This is a genomic window from Burkholderia sp. AU18528 (assembly GCF_002223215.2).
Classification (GTDB): Bacteria; Pseudomonadota; Gammaproteobacteria; order Burkholderiales; family Burkholderiaceae; genus Burkholderia; species Burkholderia semiarida.
Window position 1 is genome coordinate 1229305 of sequence record NZ_NKFC02000004.1, and the last position, 21845, is coordinate 1251149.

At 68.7% G+C, this 21845-nt stretch carries 21 protein-coding genes, 1 pseudogene and 1 riboswitch; of the genes and pseudogenes, 12 read left to right on the plus strand and 10 right to left on the minus strand.

Annotated features, from left to right (window positions below; all coding sequences use genetic code 11):
• Positions 1-196 precede the first annotated feature (196 nt).
• From CFB52_RS08415 to CFB52_RS08430, 4 genes are all read left to right on the plus strand, one after another.
• On the plus strand, positions 197-1360 hold the full coding sequence (locus CFB52_RS08415) for a CaiB/BaiF CoA-transferase family protein (RefSeq protein WP_099316401.1): 1164 nt from the start codon (positions 197-199) through the stop codon (positions 1358-1360).
• Between the two features lie 135 nt (positions 1361-1495).
• Positions 1496-2797, plus strand: coding sequence for a CitMHS family transporter (locus tag CFB52_RS08420; RefSeq protein WP_099316402.1), 1302 nt, complete (start codon positions 1496-1498; stop codon positions 2795-2797).
• Positions 2798-2834: 37 nt separating this feature from the next.
• A complete protein-coding gene (locus CFB52_RS08425; RefSeq protein ID WP_099316403.1) occupies positions 2835-4001 on the plus strand; it encodes an acyl-CoA dehydrogenase family protein in 1167 nt (388 codons plus the stop codon).
• A 60-nt stretch (positions 4002-4061) separates the two neighbouring features.
• Positions 4062-4805, plus strand: a complete 744-nt coding sequence (locus CFB52_RS08430) for an IclR family transcriptional regulator (RefSeq protein WP_059584062.1) — start codon at positions 4062-4064, stop codon at positions 4803-4805.
• 86 nt (positions 4806-4891) lie between these two features.
• On the opposite strand, the gene CFB52_RS08435 is transcribed toward CFB52_RS08430, so the two are convergent.
• From CFB52_RS08435 to cobG, 5 genes are all read right to left on the minus strand, one after another.
• Positions 4892-6247: a chitinase gene (locus tag CFB52_RS08435; protein ID WP_059584060.1), complete on the minus strand. Its 1356-nt coding sequence runs from the start codon at positions 6245-6247 to the stop codon at positions 4892-4894.
• A 351-nt stretch (positions 6248-6598) separates the two neighbouring features.
• Entirely contained in the window at positions 6599-8320 is a 1722-nt protein-coding gene (gene cobJ, locus CFB52_RS08440; RefSeq protein WP_099316404.1) for a precorrin-3B C(17)-methyltransferase, read from the minus strand.
• On the minus strand, positions 8317-9051 hold the full coding sequence (locus CFB52_RS08445) for a precorrin-2 C(20)-methyltransferase (RefSeq protein WP_059584057.1): 735 nt from the start codon (positions 9049-9051) through the stop codon (positions 8317-8319). The genes cobJ and CFB52_RS08445 overlap by 4 nt, the downstream gene beginning before the upstream one ends.
• A complete protein-coding gene (locus CFB52_RS08450; RefSeq protein ID WP_059584056.1) occupies positions 9048-9674 on the minus strand; it encodes a precorrin-8X methylmutase in 627 nt (208 codons plus the stop codon). The genes CFB52_RS08445 and CFB52_RS08450 overlap by 4 nt, the downstream gene beginning before the upstream one ends.
• The gene (cobG, locus tag CFB52_RS08455; RefSeq protein ID WP_059584054.1) at positions 9667-11067 is read right to left on the minus strand and encodes a precorrin-3B synthase; all 1401 of its coding nucleotides are present in this window, start codon (positions 11065-11067) and stop codon (positions 9667-9669) included. Before cobG ends, CFB52_RS08450 begins: the two co-directional genes overlap by 8 nt.
• Positions 11068-11134: 67 nt before the next feature.
• A riboswitch (cobalamin riboswitch) is annotated at positions 11135-11326 on the minus strand.
• 202 nt (positions 11327-11528) lie between these two features.
• On the opposite strand from cobG, the gene cbiE reads away from it, so the two are divergent.
• The 4 genes from cbiE to cobM are packed head-to-tail and all read left to right on the plus strand — an operon-like array spanning position 11529 to position 15379.
• On the plus strand, positions 11529-12791 hold the full coding sequence (cbiE, locus tag CFB52_RS08460; protein ID WP_099316406.1) for a precorrin-6y C5,15-methyltransferase (decarboxylating) subunit CbiE: 1263 nt from the start codon (positions 11529-11531) through the stop codon (positions 12789-12791).
• Positions 12791-13879 carry a cobalt-precorrin-5B (C(1))-methyltransferase gene (locus CFB52_RS08465; RefSeq protein ID WP_059584051.1) on the plus strand — a complete coding sequence of 363 codons (1089 nt, stop codon included), beginning with the start codon at positions 12791-12793 and terminating at the stop codon, positions 13877-13879. The genes cbiE and CFB52_RS08465 overlap by 1 nt, the downstream gene beginning before the upstream one ends.
• On the plus strand, positions 13876-14607 hold the full coding sequence (locus CFB52_RS08470) for a cobalt-precorrin-6A reductase (protein ID WP_059584049.1): 732 nt from the start codon (positions 13876-13878) through the stop codon (positions 14605-14607). The genes CFB52_RS08465 and CFB52_RS08470 overlap by 4 nt, the downstream gene beginning before the upstream one ends.
• Before the next feature lie 43 nt (positions 14608-14650).
• On the plus strand, positions 14651-15379 hold the full coding sequence (gene cobM / locus CFB52_RS08475; RefSeq protein ID WP_059584048.1) for a precorrin-4 C(11)-methyltransferase: 729 nt from the start codon (positions 14651-14653) through the stop codon (positions 15377-15379).
• A 42-nt stretch (positions 15380-15421) separates the two neighbouring features.
• Here cobM and CFB52_RS08480 read toward each other — a convergent pair whose 3' ends face one another.
• Positions 15422-16600 (minus strand): MFS transporter, encoded by a 1179-nt coding sequence (locus CFB52_RS08480; RefSeq protein WP_059584046.1) that lies wholly within the window; start codon positions 16598-16600, stop codon positions 15422-15424.
• Positions 16601-16732: 132 nt separating this feature from the next.
• Between CFB52_RS08480 and CFB52_RS08485 the strand changes: the two genes are divergently transcribed.
• Positions 16733-17254, plus strand: coding sequence for a MarR family winged helix-turn-helix transcriptional regulator (locus CFB52_RS08485; protein ID WP_059584044.1), 522 nt, complete (start codon positions 16733-16735; stop codon positions 17252-17254).
• Positions 17255-17498: 244 nt separating this feature from the next.
• On the opposite strand, the gene CFB52_RS08490 is transcribed toward CFB52_RS08485, so the two are convergent.
• On the minus strand, positions 17499-18134 hold the full coding sequence (locus CFB52_RS08490; RefSeq protein WP_099316407.1) for a DsbA family protein: 636 nt from the start codon (positions 18132-18134) through the stop codon (positions 17499-17501).
• Positions 18135-18320: 186 nt separating this feature from the next.
• The gene (locus CFB52_RS08495) at positions 18321-18938 is read right to left on the minus strand and encodes an FMN-dependent NADH-azoreductase (protein ID WP_099316408.1); all 618 of its coding nucleotides are present in this window, start codon (positions 18936-18938) and stop codon (positions 18321-18323) included.
• 109 nt (positions 18939-19047) lie between these two features.
• Between CFB52_RS08495 and CFB52_RS08500 the strand changes: the two genes are divergently transcribed.
• Positions 19048-19482, plus strand: coding sequence for a helix-turn-helix domain-containing protein (locus tag CFB52_RS08500; protein ID WP_059584039.1), 435 nt, complete (start codon positions 19048-19050; stop codon positions 19480-19482).
• 369 nt (positions 19483-19851) lie between these two features.
• Here CFB52_RS08500 and CFB52_RS08505 read toward each other — a convergent pair whose 3' ends face one another.
• A complete protein-coding gene (locus CFB52_RS08505; RefSeq protein ID WP_099316634.1) occupies positions 19852-20556 on the minus strand; it encodes a glutathione S-transferase N-terminal domain-containing protein in 705 nt (234 codons plus the stop codon).
• 174 nt (positions 20557-20730) lie between these two features.
• Positions 20731-20913 (minus strand): annotated as a pseudogene (locus tag CFB52_RS35015) (porin); the annotation flags it as partial.
• A gap of 107 nt (positions 20914-21020) precedes the next feature.
• On the opposite strand from CFB52_RS35015, the gene CFB52_RS34590 reads away from it, so the two are divergent.
• Both CFB52_RS34590 and CFB52_RS08515 read left to right on the plus strand, forming a co-directional pair.
• Positions 21021-21194, plus strand: coding sequence for a hypothetical protein (locus tag CFB52_RS34590; protein ID WP_167351613.1), 174 nt, complete (start codon positions 21021-21023; stop codon positions 21192-21194).
• Between the two features lies 1 nt (position 21195).
• Complete coding sequence (locus tag CFB52_RS08515; RefSeq protein WP_060966110.1) at positions 21196-21582, plus strand: type II toxin-antitoxin system death-on-curing family toxin; 387 nt, start codon at positions 21196-21198, stop codon at positions 21580-21582.
• Positions 21583-21845 lie beyond the last annotated feature (263 nt).

Below are 21845 nucleotides of genomic sequence, written 5' to 3' on the forward strand. Positions count from 1 at the left end.
GTTCGGTGTCATCCCCACTTGCACGCGACGGCGTGATCCGGACGGCAAGCGGGTCCATCCGGGCTTGACAACATAATTCGCCAGTGTGAATATAAATTCACGCACAAGAATTATTCATCGAATCCGGACTGGCCGCGCGCAAGCACCGGCCCACCGGAACCGGCAGTCCGATCGACCGGAACCAGGAGCGAGACGCATGGCGGAACACGAGCAGCAGGGCGCGCTGGCGGGATTGCGCATCATCGATCTGTCGCGGGTGCTGGGCGGCCCGTACGCGACCCAGATCCTCGCCGACCACGGCGCGGAGGTGATCAAGGTCGAACCGCCTTCCGGCGACGAGACGCGCACGTGGGGGCCGCCGTTCGACGGCGACACAGCGTCGTACTTCCTCGGCGTGAACCGCAACAAGCTCGGCATCGCGCTCGACCTGACGCAGCCGGCCGATCGCGAGCGGCTGCTCGGGCTGCTCGAACACGCGGACGCGCTGGTCGAGAACTTCAAGATCGGCACGATGGAGCGCTGGGGGCTCGGTTTCGATGCGCTGCACGCGCGGTTTCCGCGCCTCGTTTATTGCCGCGTGTCGGGTTTCGGCGCGGATGGTCCGCTCGGCGGGCTGCCGGGCTATGACGCGGCGGTACAGGCGCTCGCGGGGCTGATGAGCGTCAACGGCGAAGCCGGCGGCGCACCGTTGCGCGTCGGTGTGCCGATCGTCGATCTCGTCACGGGGCTGAACGCGGCGCTCGGCGTGCTGATGGCGCTGCGCGAGCGCGATGCGAGCGGGCGCGGCCAGTTCGTCGAATCGACGCTGTTCGACTGCGCGCTGTCGATCCTCCATCCGCATACGCCGAACTTCTTCCATTCGGGCCAGGCGCCCGTGCGCACCGGCAACGCGCATCCGAACATCACGCCGTATGACAGCTTTCCGACGGCGGGCGTCGACATTTTCCTGGCGGTCGGCAACAACGGGCAGTTCGCCGCGCTGTGCGACGTGCTCGGCACGCGCGACTGGCTCGACGATCCGCGCTTCGCGGACAACCGCGCGCGCAGCCGGAACCGCGCCGCGCTGCGCACGCTGCTCGAAACGGCGCTGGCCGCGCACGACGGCGCGACGCTCGCCGAGCGACTGATGCACCGCGGCGTGCCGTGCGCGCACGTGCTCGCGCTCGACGCGGCGCTCGCCCATCCGCACGTCGCGCATCGGCGGATGAAGGTCGAGCTGGGCCGGCATCGCGGCATCGCGTCGCCGATCAAGCTCGGCCGCACGCCGGCCACGTACCGGCGGCCGCCGCCCGCGCTGAACGAACATGCGGCACAGGTGTTTGCGGATGACAACGGCAACGACGACAACCGCCGGACCTGACCGGCCTGGCCGCCGTCGGCCGTGCCGCCTTGCGGCGCACGGCCGCGCGCGCCGGCACACCAACAATTCGGACATCACGCCGGCCCGCGCATCGACACGCACCGACACGCGCACCGGCTGAAGAGGAGACGCATCATGCTCGCATGGATCGGCGCGATCGCCATCGTCGCGCTGTTCGGCCTGATCATCACGAAGCGGCTGTCGCCGCTCGTCGCGCTGATCGTCGTGCCGGTGGCCGCGTCGCTCGCGGCCGGCTTCGGCCTGCAGACCGGCAAGTTCGTCGTGCACGGCGTACAGAACATCGGCCCGATCGCCGGGATGTTCGTTTTTGCGATTCTATTTTTCGGTATCCTCACCGACGCGGGGATGCTCGATCCGATCATCGCCGGCGTGCTGCGCGTGATCGGCTGCCACCCGCCGCGCATCGTGATGGGCTCGGCGCTGCTCGCGCTGCTGATCCATCTCGACGGCTCGGGCGCCGTCACGTTTCTCGTCACGCTGCCCGCGATGATGCCGCTCTATACGCGGCTCGGGATGGATCGTCGCATCCTCGCGTGCGTCGCGTCGATGGCGGCCGGCGTCAATTTCCTGCCGTGGGTCGGCCCGATGCTGCGCGCGTCGGCCGCGCTGCACATTCCCGGCTCGGCGATCTTCACGCCGATGATCCCGGTGCAGATCGTCGGGCTCGTGTTCGTATTCGGCACCGCGTACGTGCTCGGCGTGCGCGAGGCGAAGCGGCTCGGGCTCGACCGCGCCGGCGCGGCCGCGCTCGCGATCGCACCGCGCGAGCTGACCGACGCCGAGCGCGCGTTGCGCCGGCCGGGCCGCTTCGGAATCAACGTCGCGCTGACGCTGCTCGTGCTCGTCACGCTGGTGTCGGGCATCGTCGACCCGATGGTGATGTTCATGCTCGGCACGGTCGCCGCGCTCGTGATCAATTATCCGGACGTGCACGCGCAGCGCGAGCGGATCGACGCGCATGCGAAGGCCGCGCTGATGATGGCGAGCGTGCTGCTCGCGGCCGGCGCGTTCACCGGCATCATGTCCGGCACCGGGATGCTGAAGGCGATGGCCGAGGTCGTCGTCGCGCACGTGCCGGTCGAGCATGCGCGCCACATGCCGTTCGTGCTCGGGCTGCTGTCGATGCCGCTCAGCCTGCTGTTCGATCCCGATTCGTTCTACTTCGGCGTGCTGCCGGTGCTCGCGGAGAGCGGCAAGCTGCTCGGCGTGCCACCGATCCAGATGGCGCAGGCCGCGCTGCTCGGCCAGATGACGACGGGTTTTCCGGTGAGCCCGCTCACGCCCGCGACGTTCCTGATCGTCGGCCTGACCGGCGTCGAGCTCGCCGAGCACCAGAAATTCACGATTCCGTTCCTGTTCGCCGCCACCGTGCTGATGGTCTTCGCCGCGGTCGCGACGGGCGTGTTTCCATTGTGAGCGGCGCGGCCGTTCACACTTGCCGGGAGAGCAGTCCATGCAGTTCGACCTGACCGACGACCAGCGCGCGATCGAAAGCGCGATCGAGAAAATCTGCGAGCGCTTCGGCGACGACTACTGGCTCGAACGCGATCGCGCGGGCGGGTTTCCGGCCGATTTCCACGCGGCGCTCGCCGAGGCCGGCTGGCTCGGCATCGCGATGGATCCGGCCTACGGCGGCGCCGGCCTCGGGATGACCGAGGCGGCGCTGATGATGCGCACGATCAGCGCGTCGGGCGCCGGGCTGTCCGGCGCGTCGGCCGTCCACATGAACATCTTCGGGCTGAATCCGGTGCAGGTGTTCGGCAACGATGCGCAGAAGGCGCGCTTCCTGCCGCCGCTGATCGCCGGGCGCGACAAGGCATGCTTCGCGGTGACCGAACCCGACGCCGGGCTCGACACCACGCACCTGAGCACGCAGGCGCGCCGCGACGGCGATCACTACGTGCTGAGCGGGCGCAAGATCTGGATCTCGACCGCGCAGGTCGCGAACAAGATGCTGATCATCGCGCGCACGACACCGCTCGATCAGGTCGCGAAACCGACCGACGGGCTGAGCCTGTTCTATACCGACCTCGACCGCTCGCGCGTCGAGGTGCGCGAAATCGAGAAGATGGGCCGCAAGGCGGTCGATTCGAACATGCTGTTCATCGACAATCTGCGCGTGCCGCGCGACGACCTGATCGGCAACGAAGGTGACGGCTTCCGCTATCTGCTGCACGGGCTGAACCCTGAACGGATCCTGATCGCCGCCGAGGCGATCGGGCTCGGGCAGGCCGCGCTGCGCCGCGCGACGCAGTATGCGTGCGAGCGCGTGGTGTTCGGCCGGCCGATCGGGGAGAACCAGTCGATCCAGCATCCGCTCGCGCAGGCATGGATGCAGCTCGAGGCCGCGTGGCTGATGGTGATGAAGGCCGCGACGCGCTACGACGCGGGCCAGTCGTGCGGCGCGGAGGCGAACGCGGCGAAATACCTCGGCGCGGAAGCGGCGTTCCAGGCGTGCCAGACGGCGATCGCGACGCACGGCGGGATGGGGTACGCGAAGGAATACCATGTCGAGCGCTACCTGCGCGAGTGTATGATTCCGAGGCTCGCGCCCGTGAGCCCGCAACTGATCCTGTGCTACATCGCGGAGAAGGTGCTCGGGCTGCCGAAGTCGTACTGACCGTACCGACCCGGCGGCCCGCCCGGCGCGCGGGTTCCCGTTCCGAATCAAGCGCTCGTCATGGACGTCAAACTCGTTGCCCGCACGCTCGACCTGTTCGAGCTGTTCGCCGCCGAACGGCGGCCGCTGCCGCTCACCGAACTCGCGCGCCTGCTCAACGTGCCGGCGTCGAGCTGCCTCGCGATGGCGCGCACGCTCGTGAGCCGCGGCTATCTGTACGAAGTGCGCAAGCGCGGCGGCTACTATCCGACGCGGCGCCTGCAGACGGTCGCCGCCGCGATCGACGCGACCGATCCGGTCGTCGACATCGTGCATCCGCACCTCGTCGCACTGCGCGACGCGAGCCGCGAAACAGCCGTGCTCGGCAAGATCCAGGGCGCGTCGGTCACGTACCTCGACGTCGTCGAATCGGAGCAGGCGATCCGCTATACGCGCCAGCCGGGCGAACTGCGGCCGCTGCATGCGAATTCGATCGGCAAGGCGATCTTCGCGGAACTCGCCGCCGATGCGCAGCAGGCGCTCGGCGCGCAACTGCCGTTCGAACGCTTCACCGACGCGACGGTGGCCGACCTGCCGGCGCTCGTCGGGCAGACCGCGCGGTTTCGCGAACTCGGGTGGGCGGAGAACTTCGGCGAAAGCGCGCCCGAACTGTCGGCGATCGCGGTCGCGCTGACGCTCGACGGCGACTGGTACGGGCTGTCGATCGTCGGGCCGACCGAGCGGATCCGCCAGCATCGCGACACGCATGCGGCGCTGCTCGTCGACGCGAAGGCGCGGCTGCTGGCCGAGCACGCGCGCGGGTAGGGCGCCGGCTGCGGGCCGTCGCCGGCGTGCGGTCCTGCCACGCCGGGAACGGCCCGCCGCGCGTCACGCGCGAGCGCGCCGCACCGTCACGACTTCACCCACACGCCGCCCGCGCTCGGGTTGTCGCCCTGCGTCCACCATTTCGCGCAATACTTCGCGCCCTGGTACGTCACGCACGTGCCGCCCTGGTACGCGGTCGTCGCCGACCACGCAGGCGTGCCGCCGCCGACCGGCTTCCACACGGCGGCCTGGCCGGGCACGTCGCCCTGCGTCCACCACTGCGCCTGATACGTCGTGCCCTGGTAGGTGACCGTCGCGCCGGCCGTATAGACCTGGCCGGCCGCCCACGGCGCACCCGGCTGAGGCGTGCCGCCGTCCGAGCCGCCGCCGTAGTTCGGGTCCTGCGTGACGCCCGCGCCCCACTTGCCGTCGAGCTTCCTGAAGATCGCCGCGAACGCGTACGGCTGCTGCGCGACGCCCGAGCAGGTCGGCGACGCATACGTGCCGCCGGACGGGCACGCCTGATCGCGGCCGACCGACCAGTTGCCGAAGAAGCCATAGCCGTTCGCGACCGCCGCGTTCAGCACGGTCTGCGCATTCGCGAGCGTGAAGGTTTCGCCCTGCACGTCGTTCACGCCGATCATCGGCGTGACGCCGACCATCTGCCACAGCTGCGCGTTGGTCTTCGGCTGGCCGGCGGACTTGAACGCCGTGTCGAGCTGCGAATACAGCGCCTGCGCGGCGCTGATCGCCGCGGCGCCCATGTCGATGTTCGCGGGGCCGTAATCCATCGCCATCACGTTGACCGCATCGAACGTGGTCTTGTTCGCGATGGCCGCGTTGACGACGTTCACGCCGTCCTGCGTGAGCCCGGTCGGCATCGTCGGCAGCGTCAGCGTCACGTGCAGCGGCTTGCCCTTCGCCGCGTAGTCGGCCTGCAGTTGCGCGACCGCCTGGAAGTTGCGCGCCACCGCCGCCGTATCCTGCTGCGACGCACCCTCGATGTCGAAATCGACATGCGTGAGGCCGTACGTATCGATCACCGTCTGGTATGCAGTCTTCAGCGCGGGAACCGTCGAGCACGCCTGCATCAGCGGCGTGCCGTTCGCGCCGCCGAACGACACGGCGACTTCGCCGCCTTTCGCGCGGTAGCTCGCGATCGACGTGGACAGCGCGGTCAGCAGGCCGCCGCTCGCGCCGTTGCCGATCGGCTGCACGCCGCCCCACGACGGCACGCAGCCGTTGCCCGCGACCACGAACGCGAGTGTGAACTGCTGGATGCCCTGGCGTACGCCGATCTGGTCGACCAGCGGTGTCGGATAAAGCGTCACGTCGACATACGGTGCATAGACGCCGGCACCGTGCGACACGCTCGCCATCGCGAGCAGACAACCCGCGGCAAACGCACGCGGAACGAAACGCGGCAACACATTGTTGTTCATTCTGTGTTCTCCAAGTGGAAGAGGGATACGCTGGCCTGCGTATCGCCGCCGGCGGGCAACGCAGGTGTCCCACCGGCGGCGTGCCTATCTTGGAGGATTCGCGTCGAATAGGGAATTTAGGTGTTCTTCTTTTTGCTATTCGATTCCCGATACGTAACGAACTTGCCGATTCGATCGCGTTTCGAAACGCGGGGCGGGCACTTTTTCCGACCGGTCGCGCGACGCAGTGCGCATGGACCGGTTCCAGAGAACCGGCGACGCGCCGGCATGCCGATTGCCGGTGCGCATGCATGCGCATTCACGCGAGCGTCGCCGGGGATGCGGTACGCGCCACGCCGCGCGCAGCCGCGTTCACCGATACCAGCGCGGCGTATAGACCCATTCGCGCGTGTTGCCGATCGCGAAACGCCGTGTCGTCGACGAGCCGACGATCATCATCGTGCGCATGTCGACCTGCTCGCCGCGCAGCGCGCCGAGCGTCGTCGTCGAGAGCGTCGCGCCCGGCCGGCCGATGTCGCGGCCGAGCACGACCACCGTATCGGCCGCGCGATGCGCGCGCACGATATCGAGCGCACGGTCGAGCTGCCACGGCCGCGCGCGCGAGATCGGGTTGTAGAACGCCATCACGAGATCGGCTTGCGCCGCGTGCCGCAGGCGCGTCTCGATCACGTCCCACGGCTTCAGGTTGTCCGACAGCGAGATCGCGCAGAAATCGTGGCCGAGCGGCGCGCCGGCCTGCGCGGCCGTCGCGAGCGACGCGGAGATGCCGGGCTCCACGCGCAGGTCGACCGTGGCCCATTGCGGGTCGCGTGCTTCGTCGAGCGCTTCGAGCACGGCCGCGGCCATCGCGAACACGCCGGGGTCGCCCGACGACACGACCGCGACGCGCCGGCCCTCGGCCGCGAGTTCGAACGCATGGCGCGCGCGCTGCATTTCCTCGCGATTGTCGGTGCCGTGCACGCGCTGGTCCGCCCGAAACGGGCCGGCCATGTTCACGTAGGTCGTGTAGCCGAGGATGTCGGTCGCGTCCGCGAGCGCCGCGCGCGCGGCCGGCGTGAGCCATGCGGCGCCGCCCGGGCCGAGGCCGAGCACCGTCAGGCGGCCGCGTGCGCGGCCGAGCGTGGCCGGATCGACCGGCTGCGATGCGACCGCGCACGCGAGACCGTTCGATGCGTCATGCAACGTATGCGTGACGCGCAATGCGCGGCCGAGCAGCGTGGCGGCCTCCGCGGGCGCGTCGCGGTCACGATCGCCACCGCTATCGACGAAACGCAGCGGCACGTCGAGCGTGCTCGCCGCTTCTTCCAGTGCGGCGTCGCCGATCGCCGACGCCGGCGCGACGATGGCCGCGAGCGCCAGCCGCGCGAGGCCTTGCGCGTCGAGCGCGGCTTCGATACGCACGGCCAGCGCTTGCGCTGCATGCACGGCATCCGCCGCCACGCCGACCACCACGCTGCGCGGATGAATCACGAGTTCGTCGCGCGCGCCGCGCCACGCATCGGGCGTCACGCGAATCGCATGCGCGGCCGCGGCATCGCGCGGCAACGCGACCCCGTCGAGCCACGGCGCGGCGCCGTCGATGCGCGTCGACGCGCCCGCGAGCAGGTCGGACACGAAGCGCTTGCCTTGCGCGAGGTCGGCGAGCGCATAGCCTTCCGGCGGATTGAGCACGCATGCGCCGAAGCGCAGTTCGCCGCTCGTCGTGATCGCCGGCGCGACGCCGACGCATGCGGCGATTTCACGCGCGATCACGTTGACGCCCGTCAGCCCGCCGAGCAGCGGCACGACGGCCGAGCCGTCCTCCGCGACCGCGAGCACCGGCGGCTCGACGCCCTTGTCGGCGAGCGCGGGCGCGAGGCAGCGGATCACGATGCCGGCCGCGCACAGCGCGACGATCGGCAAGCCGCGTGCATAGAGTTCGCGCAGGTGCGCGCCGAGTTCGTCGAACGACACGTCGGCGTCGACGCGCGAGGCAAGCCCGTGCACGCGGGCGCCCGGGTAACGCGCCTGGATACGCCGTGCGGTATCGAGCGCGCCCGCGCCGAGAATCACGATCGCGGGCGGCGTCGTCATCCTTGCCATTTTTCCCCCGGCACGACGAGCAGCGAGAAATACGGCGACGCCATCGGATCGACCTCGTCGAGCGGCACGATGCGCTGGTTCGCCATCGTCGCGCGCTCGACGTACAGCGCGCGCTTCGCGAGCCCGAGTTCGTCGAGCACGCGCCGCACCTTGTCGAAATTGCGGCCGAGCTTCATCACGACGGCCGCGTCGGCCCGCGCGAGCCGCTCGCGCAGTTCGTGCTCGGGCAGCACGCCCGACAGCACCGACAGGCTCTGGTTGCGATAGACGAGCGGCTGGCCGAGCACGGCCGTGCCGCCGAGCATCGCGCACACGCCGGGGATCACCTCGGTGTCGTAGCGCGGCGCGAGGCGGTCGTGCAGATACATGTACGAGCCGTAGAAGAACGGGTCGCCTTCGCAGATCACCGCGACGTCGCGGCCCGCATCGAGGTGCGCGGCGACGATCTCGGCCGCGGTGTCGTAGAAATCGGCGATCACCGTCTCGTAGCACAGCGGCGGCGGCAGCGCCTCGGTCGTCACCGGGTAGACGAGCGGCAGTTGCGTCTGCCCGTCGAGCAGGTGCGCCTCGACGATGCCGTACGCGTTGCCTTTCTTGCCTTTCGCGACGAAATACGCGACCACCGGCGCCGCCTGCAGCACGCGCAGCGCCTTGATCGTCATCAGTTCGGGGTCGCCCGGGCCGACGCCGACCCCGAACAGCCGTCCGCGCACCGTCGTCATTCGACCTCCGTTGCAAGCGCATTGACCGCGGCGGCGGCCATCGCGCTGCCGCCGCGCCGGCCGAGCAGCGCGACGTACGGCACGCCGCGGCTGTCGGCGTCGAGCATCGCCTTCGATTCGGCCGCGCCGATGAAACCGACCGGGAAGCCGAGGATCAGCGCGGGGCGTGGCGCGCCGGCGTCGATCATGTCGAGCAGATGAAACAGCGCGGTCGGCGCATTGCCGATCACGACGACGCTGCCCGCGAGATGCGGGCGCCACAGTTCGAGCGCCGCGGCCGAACGCGTGTTGCCCAGTTGCCGCGCGAGATCGGGCACCTCCGGCTCGCCGAGCGTGCAGATCACGCGATTGGCCGCGGGCAGCCGTGCACGCGTGATGCCTTCGGCGACCATCCTCGCGTCGCACAGGATCGGCGCGCCGGCCGCGAGCGCGGTACGGCCGGCCGTGCCGGCGCCGGCGGAAAAACGCAGGTCGTACACGATGTCGACCATCCCGCACGCATGGATCACGCGCACCGCGAGTTTCTCGAGATCGGGCGGGATCTGCGACAGGTCGGCCTCGGCGCGGATCGTCGCGAACGACTGGCGGTAGATTTCCTGCCCGTCGCGAATGTAGTCAAGCATCGGTGGTGTCCTGGGTGTGCCGCGCGTCCATGAGTCGGGCCGCGGCCTGGTCAATCGTCAGATGGCGCGCGAGCGGGGCGCCGAGGCCCGCGGCCGCGTCGCGCCGGTAAAGGTCGTAGTGCGCGGGCGCCACCGCGACGAGCGTATGCGCGGCGGGGTGCGGCAGCGCGCAGTGGCGTTCGCAACCGGTCAGATGCACGTCGAGCGGATGGCCGAGACGCGTGGCGAGCGCGCGCGCGTCGAGTTTCGTGTCGGCGTGCGCTTTCGCGCAGCCGGCGCTGCCGGTGCACGCGACGAGCGCCGCCAGCGGTTCGGACGACGCGCACACGAGGCCGAGCGACGCGAGTGCTTCGCGCATCGCGGCCGCACGCGCGTTCGGGACGCCGTGCATGAACACGCCTTGCCACGGCGTCATCGACAGCGTGCCGTCGCCGTCGGCTTCGGCCAGCGCGGCGAGCCGTTCCAGTTGCGCCGCGTCGAGCCGCCCGAGCGCGAATTGCGCGCCGACGCTGCAGCGCGCCGCGTCGCGCGACGGGTGTGCGCCGAAGCGCAACGCGGGGTCGGTGCGCGTGCGCCGCCAGTCGGCAAGCGCCGGATCGGCCGCGAGCGGGAAGGGCAGGTCGTGCTGCGCGCGTTCGAGCAGCGTGCGTTCGTCGCACGTCTCCAGCAACGCGCGCATCCGCGTGACCTCGGCCGGCGCGAGATCGAGGAACGCGCGCAGCAGCGCGCGAACCAGCGCGACGGCCTGATCGGGCGATACGTCGACCGAAGCCGGCCGGTCGCCGCGCGCAACCGGCGGACAGCCGGCCAGCCCCGCCGCGACACGCATCGCGCCGTCGCCGCGACGCCACGCCGCCAGCCAGATGTCGTGCGGATGATCAAGCGCCGCGACCGTTTCGCCGCCGTCGAGCTGGATCGAGAATTTCGGCGACAGTTCGCCGCGACGCGGCTCGCTCGCCAGCATGTCGAGCAGCGACTCGGCGAGCGCGCGGCTATCGACGAGCGCGGCCGGGTCGTGCCCGGCGAGCGGGCTCACCATCACGTTGCGGACGTCGTCGCTCGCCGCGAGCGCGGCTGCATCGAAGGTGGCGTTGTCGGCGCTTGCGCGGGGGCCGAGCCCCGCGTCGAGCAGCGCGTGCGCCAGCGCATCGGCCGCGCCGTCGCGAATGCCGCGCAGCTGGAGATTCGCGCGATTGGTCGCGTCGATCGCACCGGAGCCGTACAGGCGCGCGGCGGCGGCGATCGCGCGCGCCTGGCGCGCGTCGAGCCGGCCGCCCGGCAGCTTGATCCGGCACAGCCCGCCGTCGACGGCCGCGACCACGCGCACGAGCCCCGGGCAAGCCGACGGGCGCACGGCGGGCGACGCAGGAATCGAATCGGGAGCGGAATTCAACGGGATACCGGGACAGTGTGGCGCCGCGGCCAACGCATCGGTACACCCCGCCCGACGCCGACTGGCACGCACGCACTTTCTGGCCGGCAGGTCTCCTGGCTGACAGGTCGGCGCCGGCTCCCGGCCTTCCCGGTGAAACCAGTGGCATGAGGGGGAGATCGGCTCGCTGTCTACAGTTGCGGGGGCAGCCACAGCGGCGCTCGAGGCGCCCTGTGTTCCCTCTTCGGCCCCGAGGGGCACCGGCGAACGAACGGCCGTAGGATACCCGATTTCGGCCGCGATTCGCGACCGGCCGGCCGCTCGCGGCGGGCGAAGCGGGCAACGATCGGGCGCTGGCGGGCCGGCGGATGAAACGCCGGGTGGAACACGGTACCATGCCGTTTTTCGCAATGCGGACGGCTGCACCGGCGCTTTCACGGCCGCGCGGCGACACGATGGAATCGAACGATGGGGAAGGGTGCATGACGGCGTGGCTGACGGTAGTGGGCATCGGCGACGACGGTTACGCGGGGCTCGGACGCCACGCGCGGCGCGCGCTGCTCGACGCGACGCATGTGGTCGGCGCGAAACGGCATCTCGACATGCTGCCCGCCCGGCTGCGGGCCGCGCGCGAAGCTTGGCCGTCGCCGTTCGACCTGTCGGGGCTGCTCGCGCGCCGCGGCGCGCCCGTATGCGTGCTCGCGAGCGGCGACCCGATGCTGTTCGGCGTCGGCGCGACGCTCGCCCGCCAGCTTTCTCCCGACGAATGGCGCGTGCTGCCCGCGCCGTCGTCGCTGTCGCTCGCCGCCGCGCGCCTCGGCTGGGCGCTGCAGGACGTCGGCGCGGTGTCGCTCGTCGGGCGTCCGCTCGCGACGCTGGCGCGCCACCTGCTGCCGGGCCGGCGCCTGTTCGTGCTGAGCGCCGACGGCCGCACGCCGGCCGCCGTCGCGGCCGAACTCGCCGCACGCGGCTTCGGGCCGACGCGCGTCAGCGTGTTCGAGCATCTGGGCGGGCCGCTCGAGCGCCGTATCGACGGCCTCGCGCAGGACTGGAACGTCGACGAAACCGCCGCGCTCAATCTCGTCGCGCTGGACTGCCAGGCGGGGCCCGATGCGCCGCGCCGCGCGCTCACGCCCGGCCTGCCCGACGACGCATACCGCCACGACGGCCAGCTCACCAAGCGCGACCTGCGCGCGATGACGCTAGGTCGTCTTGCGCCGGCCCCCGGCGAACTGTTGTGGGACGTCGGCGCCGGCAGCGGGTCGATCGGCATCGAATGGATGCGCACGCATCCATCCTGCCAGGCGATCGCGATCGAAGCGCATGCGGAGCGGCAGCGCTTCATCGAACACAACCGCGATACGCTCGGCGTGCCGGGCCTGCAACTCGTCGCGGGCCGCGCGCCCGCTGCGCTCGCGGGGCTCGCCGCGCCCGACGCGATCTTCATCGGCGGCGGCGCAACGGCGCCGGGTGTGCTCGACGCGTGCTGGGCGTCGCTGAAACCCGGCGGGCGGCTGGTCGCGAACGCGGTCACGCTGCAGGGCGAGATCGCGCTCGCCGCGTGGCGCGATGCGCATGGCGGCACGCTCACGCGCGTGTCGCTCGCGCATGCCGAGCCGCTCGGCCGCTTCGACACGTGGCGGCAGCCGCTGCCCGTCACGCTGTACGACGTGCGCAAGCCCGACGCGACAGACGCGGCCGGCTCGTCGCATATGTCGAACACGTCGAACCCAATGGACGCGTGATGCGCGACGAAACCCCCGAACAGCCCGCGCCGCTACGCTTCGGCTACACGACCGGCAGCTGCGCGACCGCGACGTCGCTCGCGGCCGCGCGGCTGTTGCTCGCGGGTCACGCGGACGACGCGGTCGAGATCGTGCTGCCGAAGGGGCAGCGCGTGATGATGCGGCTCGAATTCTGCCGCGCCACGGCCGAGGGCGCCGAAGCCGGCACGATCAAGGATGCCGGCGACGATCCGGACGTCACGCACGGCGCGCTGATCTTCGCGCGTGTCGCGCTCGCGGCCGCGCCTGGCGTGCGCTTTCATGCCGGGCCGGGCGTCGGCACGGTCACGCGTGCGGGGCTGACGCTGCCGGTCGGCGAACCGGCGATCAACCCGGTGCCGCGCCAGATGATGACCACGCACCTCGAAGCGCTCGCCGCCGAACACGGCTACGCGGGCGGCTTCGACGTGACGATCGGCGTGGAAGGCGGCGAGGCGCTCGCGCTGAAGACGATGAACCCGCGCCTGGGCATCGTCGGCGGGCTGTCGATCCTCGGCACGACCGGCATCGTGCGGCCGTTCTCGTGTTCGGCCTATATCGCGTCGATTCATCAGGGCATCGACGTCGCACGGGCGAACGGCATCGCGCACATCGCCGCCTGCACGGGCAACGCGAGCGAGGACGCGATGCGCGCGCACTACCGTCTGCCCGACATGGCGCTCATCGAAATGGGCGATTTCGCGGGCGCGGTGCTCAAGCACCTGCGGCGCGCGCCGGTCGCGCGCCTGTCGATGTGCGGCGGCTTCGGCAAGCTCAGCAAGCTCGCGGCCGGCCATCTCGACCTGCACAGCCGCCATTCGAGCATCGATCTGCCGCTGCTCGCGCAGTGGGCGGCCGAGGCCGGCGCGAGCGATGCGCTGCAGGCCGCGATGCGCGCCGCGAACACGAGCCAGGAAGCGTTGAAACTCGCGCAGGCCGACGGCGTGCCGCTCGGCGATCTCGTCTGCGCGCATGCGTTGCGGGTGGCGCGCGACATCGTGCCGCCGTCGGTCGCGGTCGAGATGTTCGCGATCGACCGGCAGGGCCGTTTCGTCGGGGAGGCGCGATGAGCCCGCGCATCCTGCTGCTCGGCGGCACCGGCGATGCGCTGAAGATCGCGCGCGTGCTGGGCCCGCATCATGTCTACAGTCTCGCCGGTCTCGGCAAGACGCCAGACGATCTGCGCTGCGACGTGCGCGTCGGCGGTTTCGGCGGTGCAGCCGGGCTGACCGCGTATCTTCGCGACGCCGGCATGGGTCTCGTGATCGACGCAACGCATCCGTATGCCGCGCAAATCAGCGCGAACGCCGCGGCGGCAACGCGCGCCGCGGGCGTGCCGCTCTGGGCGCTGCGACGCGCGCCGTGGACGCCGCAACCGGGCGACGACTGGCGGATGGTCGACGACTGGGCAGGCATCGAGGCCGCGCTCGCGCCGTTCAGGCGCCCGCTGTTCACGCTCGGCCGCGAGCCGCTCGCACATCTCGACGCGATCCCGCCGCACCAGTTCTGGCTCGTGCGCTGCCTCGATGCGCACCCCGGCAACGCCCGCGCGCAGGTCGTCGCGGCGCGTGGGCCGTTCACGCCCGAAGGCGAGCGCGCGCTGTTCGCGCTGGCCGGCATCGACGTCGTCGTCAGCAAGAACAGCGGCGGCGCGGCCACCGAGGCCAAGCTCGACGTCGCGCGCGAACGCAGGCTGCCGGTCGTGATGCTGCGCAGGCCGCCGCCGCCCGATGCCGACCGCGCGTTCGACTCGGTCGCGGCGCTCGTCGACGCACTCGATCCGGCCGCGCGCGCGTGACGCAACGCAGCCGCTCATCCCACGAATTGACGGAGAAATTTCGATGACGGTGTACTTCATCGGCGCGGGCCCCGGCGACCCGGAGCTGATCACGGTAAAGGGCCAGCGCCTCGTGCGCACGTGCCCGGTGATCCTGTATGCGGGCTCGCTCGTGCCGGCCGCCGTGCTCGACGGTCATCGCGCGGAGCAGGTCGTCAACACGGCCGAGCTCGATCTCGACGCGATCGTCGCGCTGCTTGCCGCCGCGCACGCGAAAGGGCAGGACGTCGCGCGCGTGCATTCGGGCGACCCCTCGTTGTACGGCGCGATCGGCGAGCAGATCCGCCGCCTGAAAGCGCTCGGGATTCCATACGAAATCGTGCCGGGCGTGACGGCCACGGCCGCATGCGCGGCCACGCTCGGCGTCGAGCTGACGCTGCCCGGCGTCGCGCAGACGGTGATCCTCACGCGCTTCGCGGGCAAGACGACGATGCCGGAGGGCGAAGCGCTCGGCGCGCTCGCCGCGCATCGTGCGACGCTCGCGATCCATCTCGGCGTGCGCCATCTCGCGCGCATCGTCGACGAAGTGCTGCCGCATTACGGCGCCGATTGCCCGGTGGCGGTGATCTATCGCGCGAGCTGGCCCGACGAGGAGCGCGTGACGGGCACGCTGGCCGACATCGTCGGCAAGGTACAGGGCACGCAGATCGAGCGCACCGCGCTGATCCTGGTCGGGCGCGTGCTCGACGCCGAAGGGTTCGCGGATTCGACGCTGTACGCGAGCGCGGGCTGAGCGCGCCGGCCTTGGCATCGGCGCGCCCGGCCGGCAGGCCCGTCAGGCCCGGGCGATCTGCGGCATCTGCTTCGGCGCAAAGCCGGCCGCCAGCGCGAACAGCGCGATACACAGGCACGCCATCGCGATCCACGCGGGCGTGAGATCCGCCAGATGCTGGCGCACGATGCCGGCCGCGAACGGAAACAGGCCGGCGATCAGATAGCCGATGCCCTGCACGAACCCTGTCAGCGACGCGGCATCGGCCGGCGTGGCCGCGTGGTCGACCGTGACGATCAGCGACAGCGGAAACAGCGCGCCGATGCCCGCGCCGAGCAGCAGCGCGGCCGGCAATGCGAGCGCGTCGGGCGCGGCCAGCATCACCAGCAACCCGACGAGCAGCGACGCGATCGCCGCATGCAGCGCAGGCCGGCGATCGGGCAGGCGGTCGATCGTCGCGGAAACGGTCAGCCCCGCGACGACTTCCGCGAACGTCACGCCGCCGAGCAGGCTGCCCGCCGCGGTCGGCGACCAGCCGAGCCGTGTGTAGTATGGCGGCAGCCACGCGAGCACGAGCGTGTAAGCACCCGTCGCGATGCCGAAGAACAGTGCGAGCCGCCACGCCCGCGGCGAACGCGATGGCTGCGCACCCGATACCGACACCGGGCCGGAGGCAAGCGCGTCGCCGCCCCGGCTGGCCAGCGGCCAGGCCAGTGCGGCCAGCGCCGCCGGCAAAGCCCAGCCCGCGAGCGCGGCGAGCCAGCCCCAGCGCACCGCGGCGAACGGCGCGACGACGCTCGCGAGCACCGCGCCGCCCATGATCGACGTCGAATAGACGCCCATCGCGCCGCCGATGCGTGTCGCGAAATACGCCTTCACGAAGCCGGGTAGCAACGCCTGCACCATCGCGATCCCGACGCCCGCGCAGCACGCGCTCGCGAGCAGCAGCCATGCGTGCTGCGCCCCGACGCGCGACGCGCAGGCCAGCGCGATCAACGCGACGCCGAGCCACACGCCGCCCGCGATCCCGGTGAGGCGCTGCAGGCGCCGCGCGCTCAGCGCGCCGAGCCCCATCAGCAGGATCGGGATCGTCGTCAGCAGGCTCGCCGCGCCGTCGCCGATGCCCGTCGCGCGCTGGATCATGTCGAGCAGCGGACCGATCGCGGCAAGCGCCGGCCGCAGGTTCAGCCCGACGAGCACGATCGCGGCGAGCCGCCAGCCGGGGGAGGTGAAGCGATTCATTGCAAGGCCCTCGATATATCGGTGCGCGGCTGCCGGCGAGGCGCCGCGCGTTTTTCAGGTAAAGTATCTCGACATCAAGATATATGGCGATTTATCTTGACGTCAAGATAACTGGTGAGCCGAGGAGGGTTAATGGATCGAGCCGAGCACGCGCTCGCGCAATGGCGGGTTGAGCGCCCGGATCTCGACGCGACGTCGATGGTGGTGATGGGGCGGCTGCAGGAAGCCGCGCTCGTGATCGCGCGCGATCGTCTCAATCCGCTGTTCGCGCGCTACGGCATGCAGCCGGGGGAATTCGACGTGCTCGCGACGCTGCGGCGCAGCGGCGCGCCGTTCGCGCTGACGCCGACCGCGCTGTACGACGCGCTGATGATGTCGTCGGGCGGGATGACCGCGCGCATCGACCGGCTGCAGAAGGCCGGCTGGGTCGAGCGCCGGCCGAATCCGGCCGACGGGCGGGGGACGCTCGTCGCGTTGACGCATGCCGGGCGGGCGTTGATCGACGAAGCGGTCGTCGCGCATATCGATAACCAGCGGGCGGTGCTGGCTGCGTTGTCAGAGACCGAACAGGCGCAGTTGTCGCGGCTGTTGGGGAAGCTGCTGGCGGGGTTGGAAGCCGGAACGCCGGAAGGGGAGGAAGGGAACTCGCGTTGAACAATGCGTGATGGAAACGTACGCGGCGGGCAAAAAGTTCTTCGTGAATTCTCGTGGACGTCGCGTGTCGACCCATTGCGGTCGGTCGTAAGATCACGGTCCCTTCGTCGCTTCTTGAAGTACTTCGGTCATCCGACGGCCGGTCTTTTTGGTCGGGCATCGCCCAACACAGTGAACAGCTCCGCGGAACCTTGTCGACTCGGCGTACGCCGACTTCCGAGTCATTGGATTTGAGGAAGCCGCGTCAGAGAGAGATTGCGCCGGAAGCCGCTTGTATTGCCGCAGCAATCTCGTCTTCGCTGCGCCCCCCATTGATGGCAATGCTTTCCCCAAAGACAAAATGAGGAACCGAACGAACACCGGCATTCGCTGACTTGAACGCCTCCGCTTCGACGCGATGGTGCTGTTCAGGATCAAGAGCGATGGCACGCGCCTGATCGCGGTTAAAACCGTAGTCGGCGGCAATGTCAGCCAGCACATCCGCATCGGCGATGTTCTTCGCTGCGATGAAGTAGGCATCGGTGATTGCAACGGCGAGCCTGTGCTGCGTGTCACGCCCAGCGGCTGCCAGAATCACGGCATGAGCAGCCTGGGTCGGATAGGCCCAGAGCTGGCGACCAAGATCCAGGTCGAAGCCCGATGCGCGAGCTTCTCCCTCGGGGCGAGCAAAGGCGACCTTCGGATCGGTTATGCCGTAGCGCGAATGCAGCAAATCGGGAATATAGAGACCGCCTGACGGTGCATCTGGCAGCAGCAGGACTGGATGCTGCCGAATGTCAACGACCAGGTTGGGAAAACGCTCCGTCAGCACTTTGTCGAGACGGTGATGCCCGACGATGCACCACGGGCATGTGATTTCAGTATAGAGGTCTATTTGCATAACCCTGTTCTCGTGACCGGATCGCCGACAACGATTCGACCCTTCCCGCGAACGACGCGCGTTTCTTCACGTCGTCGCCGGGACACGTTGTAGCCCAGCTTCAAGGCTTCCTCGATGATGTGCCTTCAGGCCAGCCCGGTTGCACCGAAGCACCGAACGGCGCGAGGTTTTTTCCGGGCCATGAGGTCACGCAGCCTTCGCCAACAAGGCTTTGATGGCCGTTTCGGTGTTGGCGATTACGGCCTTCGCCGCATCGGGGCCGAAAACCGTGCCTTCGACACGCACCACTTCAACGTCGGTCAGGCCGATGAAACCGAGCAGGTGCAGCAAATAGCTGGTCTGAAAGTCGAACGGTGCCCATGCACCTTCCGAAAACACGCCACCGGCAGCGGTAACGAGATAGACCTTCTTGCCGGTCAGCAGCCCCTTCGGCCCAATATCGCCGTAACCGAAGGTGACGCCCGGCCAGGTGACGTGATCGAACCAAGCCTTTAGCTGCGACGACAGACTGAAGTTGATCATGCCCGAACCGAGCACGATCACATCGGCGGCCTTCAACTCATCGACCAACTCTTGCGCGACCTTCACCGCCTTGACCTGTTCCGGCGTGCGATCCGCGGGCGAGGCGACCCGACCCTGGATGTAGGCCGGTGCGATATGGGGCGGAGGATTCGCGGCAAGGTCGCGCACGGTCAGCGGGCCGCCCGCGCGGGCTTGGATGCCCTCTGCGATTTCGGTGGCAAAGCGGGTGGAAAGGCTGTCGGCCCCGCGCGGGCTGGACGTGACAAGCAGAGTGTGGCTCATAGCGGCTCCCAAGTATAAAATAAGAACCAAGTCGATTAAGTGACCTGACTTATGAATTCATACAAAGGATGGTATGGTTCCTGCCGTTTCCCCACAAGAAGGCACACGCATGTCACTTAGTCCCCCCGAGCTGCCTGCCGATATGCCTGCCCCTGACGCTGGCGGCTGCTTGGCAACTCGTGAAATCCTGGATCGCATCGGCGACAAGTGGAGCCTCTACATTGTCGCTATGCTGGCCGATGGCCCGCGGCGCTTCAACGAATTGAAGCGCCGCATCGAGGGCATTTCCCAGCGGATGCTGACACTGACCTTGCGCGGACTGGAACGCGACGGACTGATAACGCGAACGATGTATGCAACGATTCCGCCTCGCGTCGATTACGAACTCACCGACATGGGAAGAACGCTGTTGAAGCCTGTCATGGCGTTGGTCAATTGGGCGAGCGAGAATCAAGTCGCCATTGCCGAGGCGCATAAACGTTTTGACGAGAAGCCGGAGCCAGATCAGGTCTCGATTCAAGGCGTTGTCTACCAGCGTCGATAGACGAGTTTAGGCCGCAAGCTTGCGCAGACACAGCGGCGAAATTCAACTGCCAGCTCGCGTTGGGATCTGTCCCGACGCGGATCTTCGTTGGGTGCGCAGGCGCTGCATTTTGCGATCTATCCGACCAAGAGTCGGCCAGGGGCGATCGAAAACGTCTCATGGCATGACTTGGGTGTCCGTTCCCTGAACCAAACGGGACGCCTCGACGTCTCGCCGTCGACGCAAGCCGATGATGCTTCATGGCCGAATACCGACGGTCTCCCGGCGTTCCCCGGAGATCGGCAATGGTCAAAAAAAACCCGCCGCGCAATGCGGCGGGCGGCACAAATCATGGGCCGTGGCTCGCACGGCGCGTACCCGCGCAGCGGATCAACCCCGCGCCGGAATATTGAGCCCGCGCTCGACAGCCGGCCGCGCAACGAACGCGTCGAGCACCCGCTTCACGTTGCGGAATTCGCTGAAGCCCACCAGATCGCCCGCTTCATAGAAGCCAACCAGATTGCGCACCCACGGGAAGATCGCGATGTCGGCGATCGTGTACGCATCGCCCATCACCCACTGGCGGTTCGCGAGATGCGCGTCGAGCACGCCGAGCAGGCGCTTCGATTCGGCGACGTAGCGGTCGCGCGGACGCTTGTCCTCATAATCGCGGCCGGCGAACTTGTGGAAGAAGCCGACCTGGCCGAACATCGGCCCGATGCCGCCCATCTGGAACATCACCCACTGGATCGTCTCGTAGCGGCCCGCGAGATCCTTCGGGATCAACTGGCCCGTCTTGTCCGCCAGATAGATCAGGATCGCGCCCGATTCGAACAGTGGCAGCGGCTCGCCGTCTGGGCCGTTCGGATCGATGATCGCCGGGATCTTGTTGTTCGGGTTCAGCGACAGGAATTCAGGCGACAACTGGTCGTTCGTGTCGAAGCGCACGAGGTGCGGCTCGTACGGCAGGCCGGTTTCCTCGAGCATGATCGACACCTTGACGCCGTTCGGCGTCGGCAGCGAGTACAACTGGAGGCGGTCGGGATGCTGGGCCGGCCACTTTTGCGTGATCGGGAAGGCGGACAGATCGGGCATGAAGGTGCGTTCGTCGAAGTGAAAGATCCGCGCTGCGTTCGCGCCGCCGCGCTCGCGCACGGTTCGCGGCGCGGCGGCGGGGCGCAGCGCGCCGAAAGCGCCCACTGTAGCCGATCACCGGAATCGATGCAGGCGCCGGCTGCGCACGTGCCTGCGCCGCGTGGCCCGAAGCCGTCAGAAGTTGTGCCGGGGCCCGACCATCGCGGCCGTCGTACCGACGCCCGGCGCGACCGGCTGCCCATACATGAGCATCTGGTCCATCATGCGGCGATTGTTCACGTTGCCGAGCTGCGCGTAGACCTTCGTCCGCTTCGACGTGCTGTAGTCGGCCGCGAGGACGACCGCCGTCGACCGGTTTTCAGCATCGACCGCCTCGTCTGGTGCTATGATTTCGAGCGGTGCGGTGCCGCGTGAAAATGCGGACTAAGCCACTGATTTGTTATCGTTTTTAATGGAATGCCATCATGGCCCCAAAAAGAAAGGTGCTGTATGGGGTTGAACTGAAACCCCGCACGATTATTCGCCCCACGACCGAGGTCAAGGCTTCGACCGAAACCGAGAAAAGCGATGTCCTTCGAGCAGCCCGGAAAGTCATTTCCGAACACCGGGACGTGCTGATCGCATTGAAGGACCGCTGATTTGCTGGATCTCGATTACGTCATCACGATCCACGACGAAATCATTCGAGACCTCGGCGGTCTGAGCGGGTTTGCGCATGCCGGGCGTGGCGGTGTCGAAGCCGCCTTGCACCGGGTTGAAAATCACGTCCATTACGCCGGTCTCGACGACGTGTTCGGCATTGCGGCGACCTATGCCGTCGCGATCGCGCGCGGCCATGTATTCAATGATGCAAACAAGCGCACCGGGCTGACGTGTGCATTGACGTACATGGAGCGACAAGGCATCTCGATGCCCCGTTTGGCTGATCTCGAAGATCTCATGGTTGACGTTGCGGACGGCAGCGTCACAAGCGAAGAGCTGGCCGAGTATTTCAGTGCGGTCTGGGAAAGTTCGCTTTCTCGCTGAAGCGCCCCACTGATTCATTCTTCTGCGGTGCTGCCGCAGTAACTGCCCATCGGTCATTCCGCAGACTGTCGCTCGAAAGCATCACGCTCTCGCTGCTCATACGTTGACATATGACGTCTTAACAGCACTGACTGACATACCGGGGCTTCCTAGGCATGCTGTTACGGAAGCTTTTTGTCAGGGAAAGTCCCGCCCCGCATCCCGCGGTTTTTTGTTGACCGACATCGTATAACGCCGTCATGATTTCCTGACAAGAACGGTCC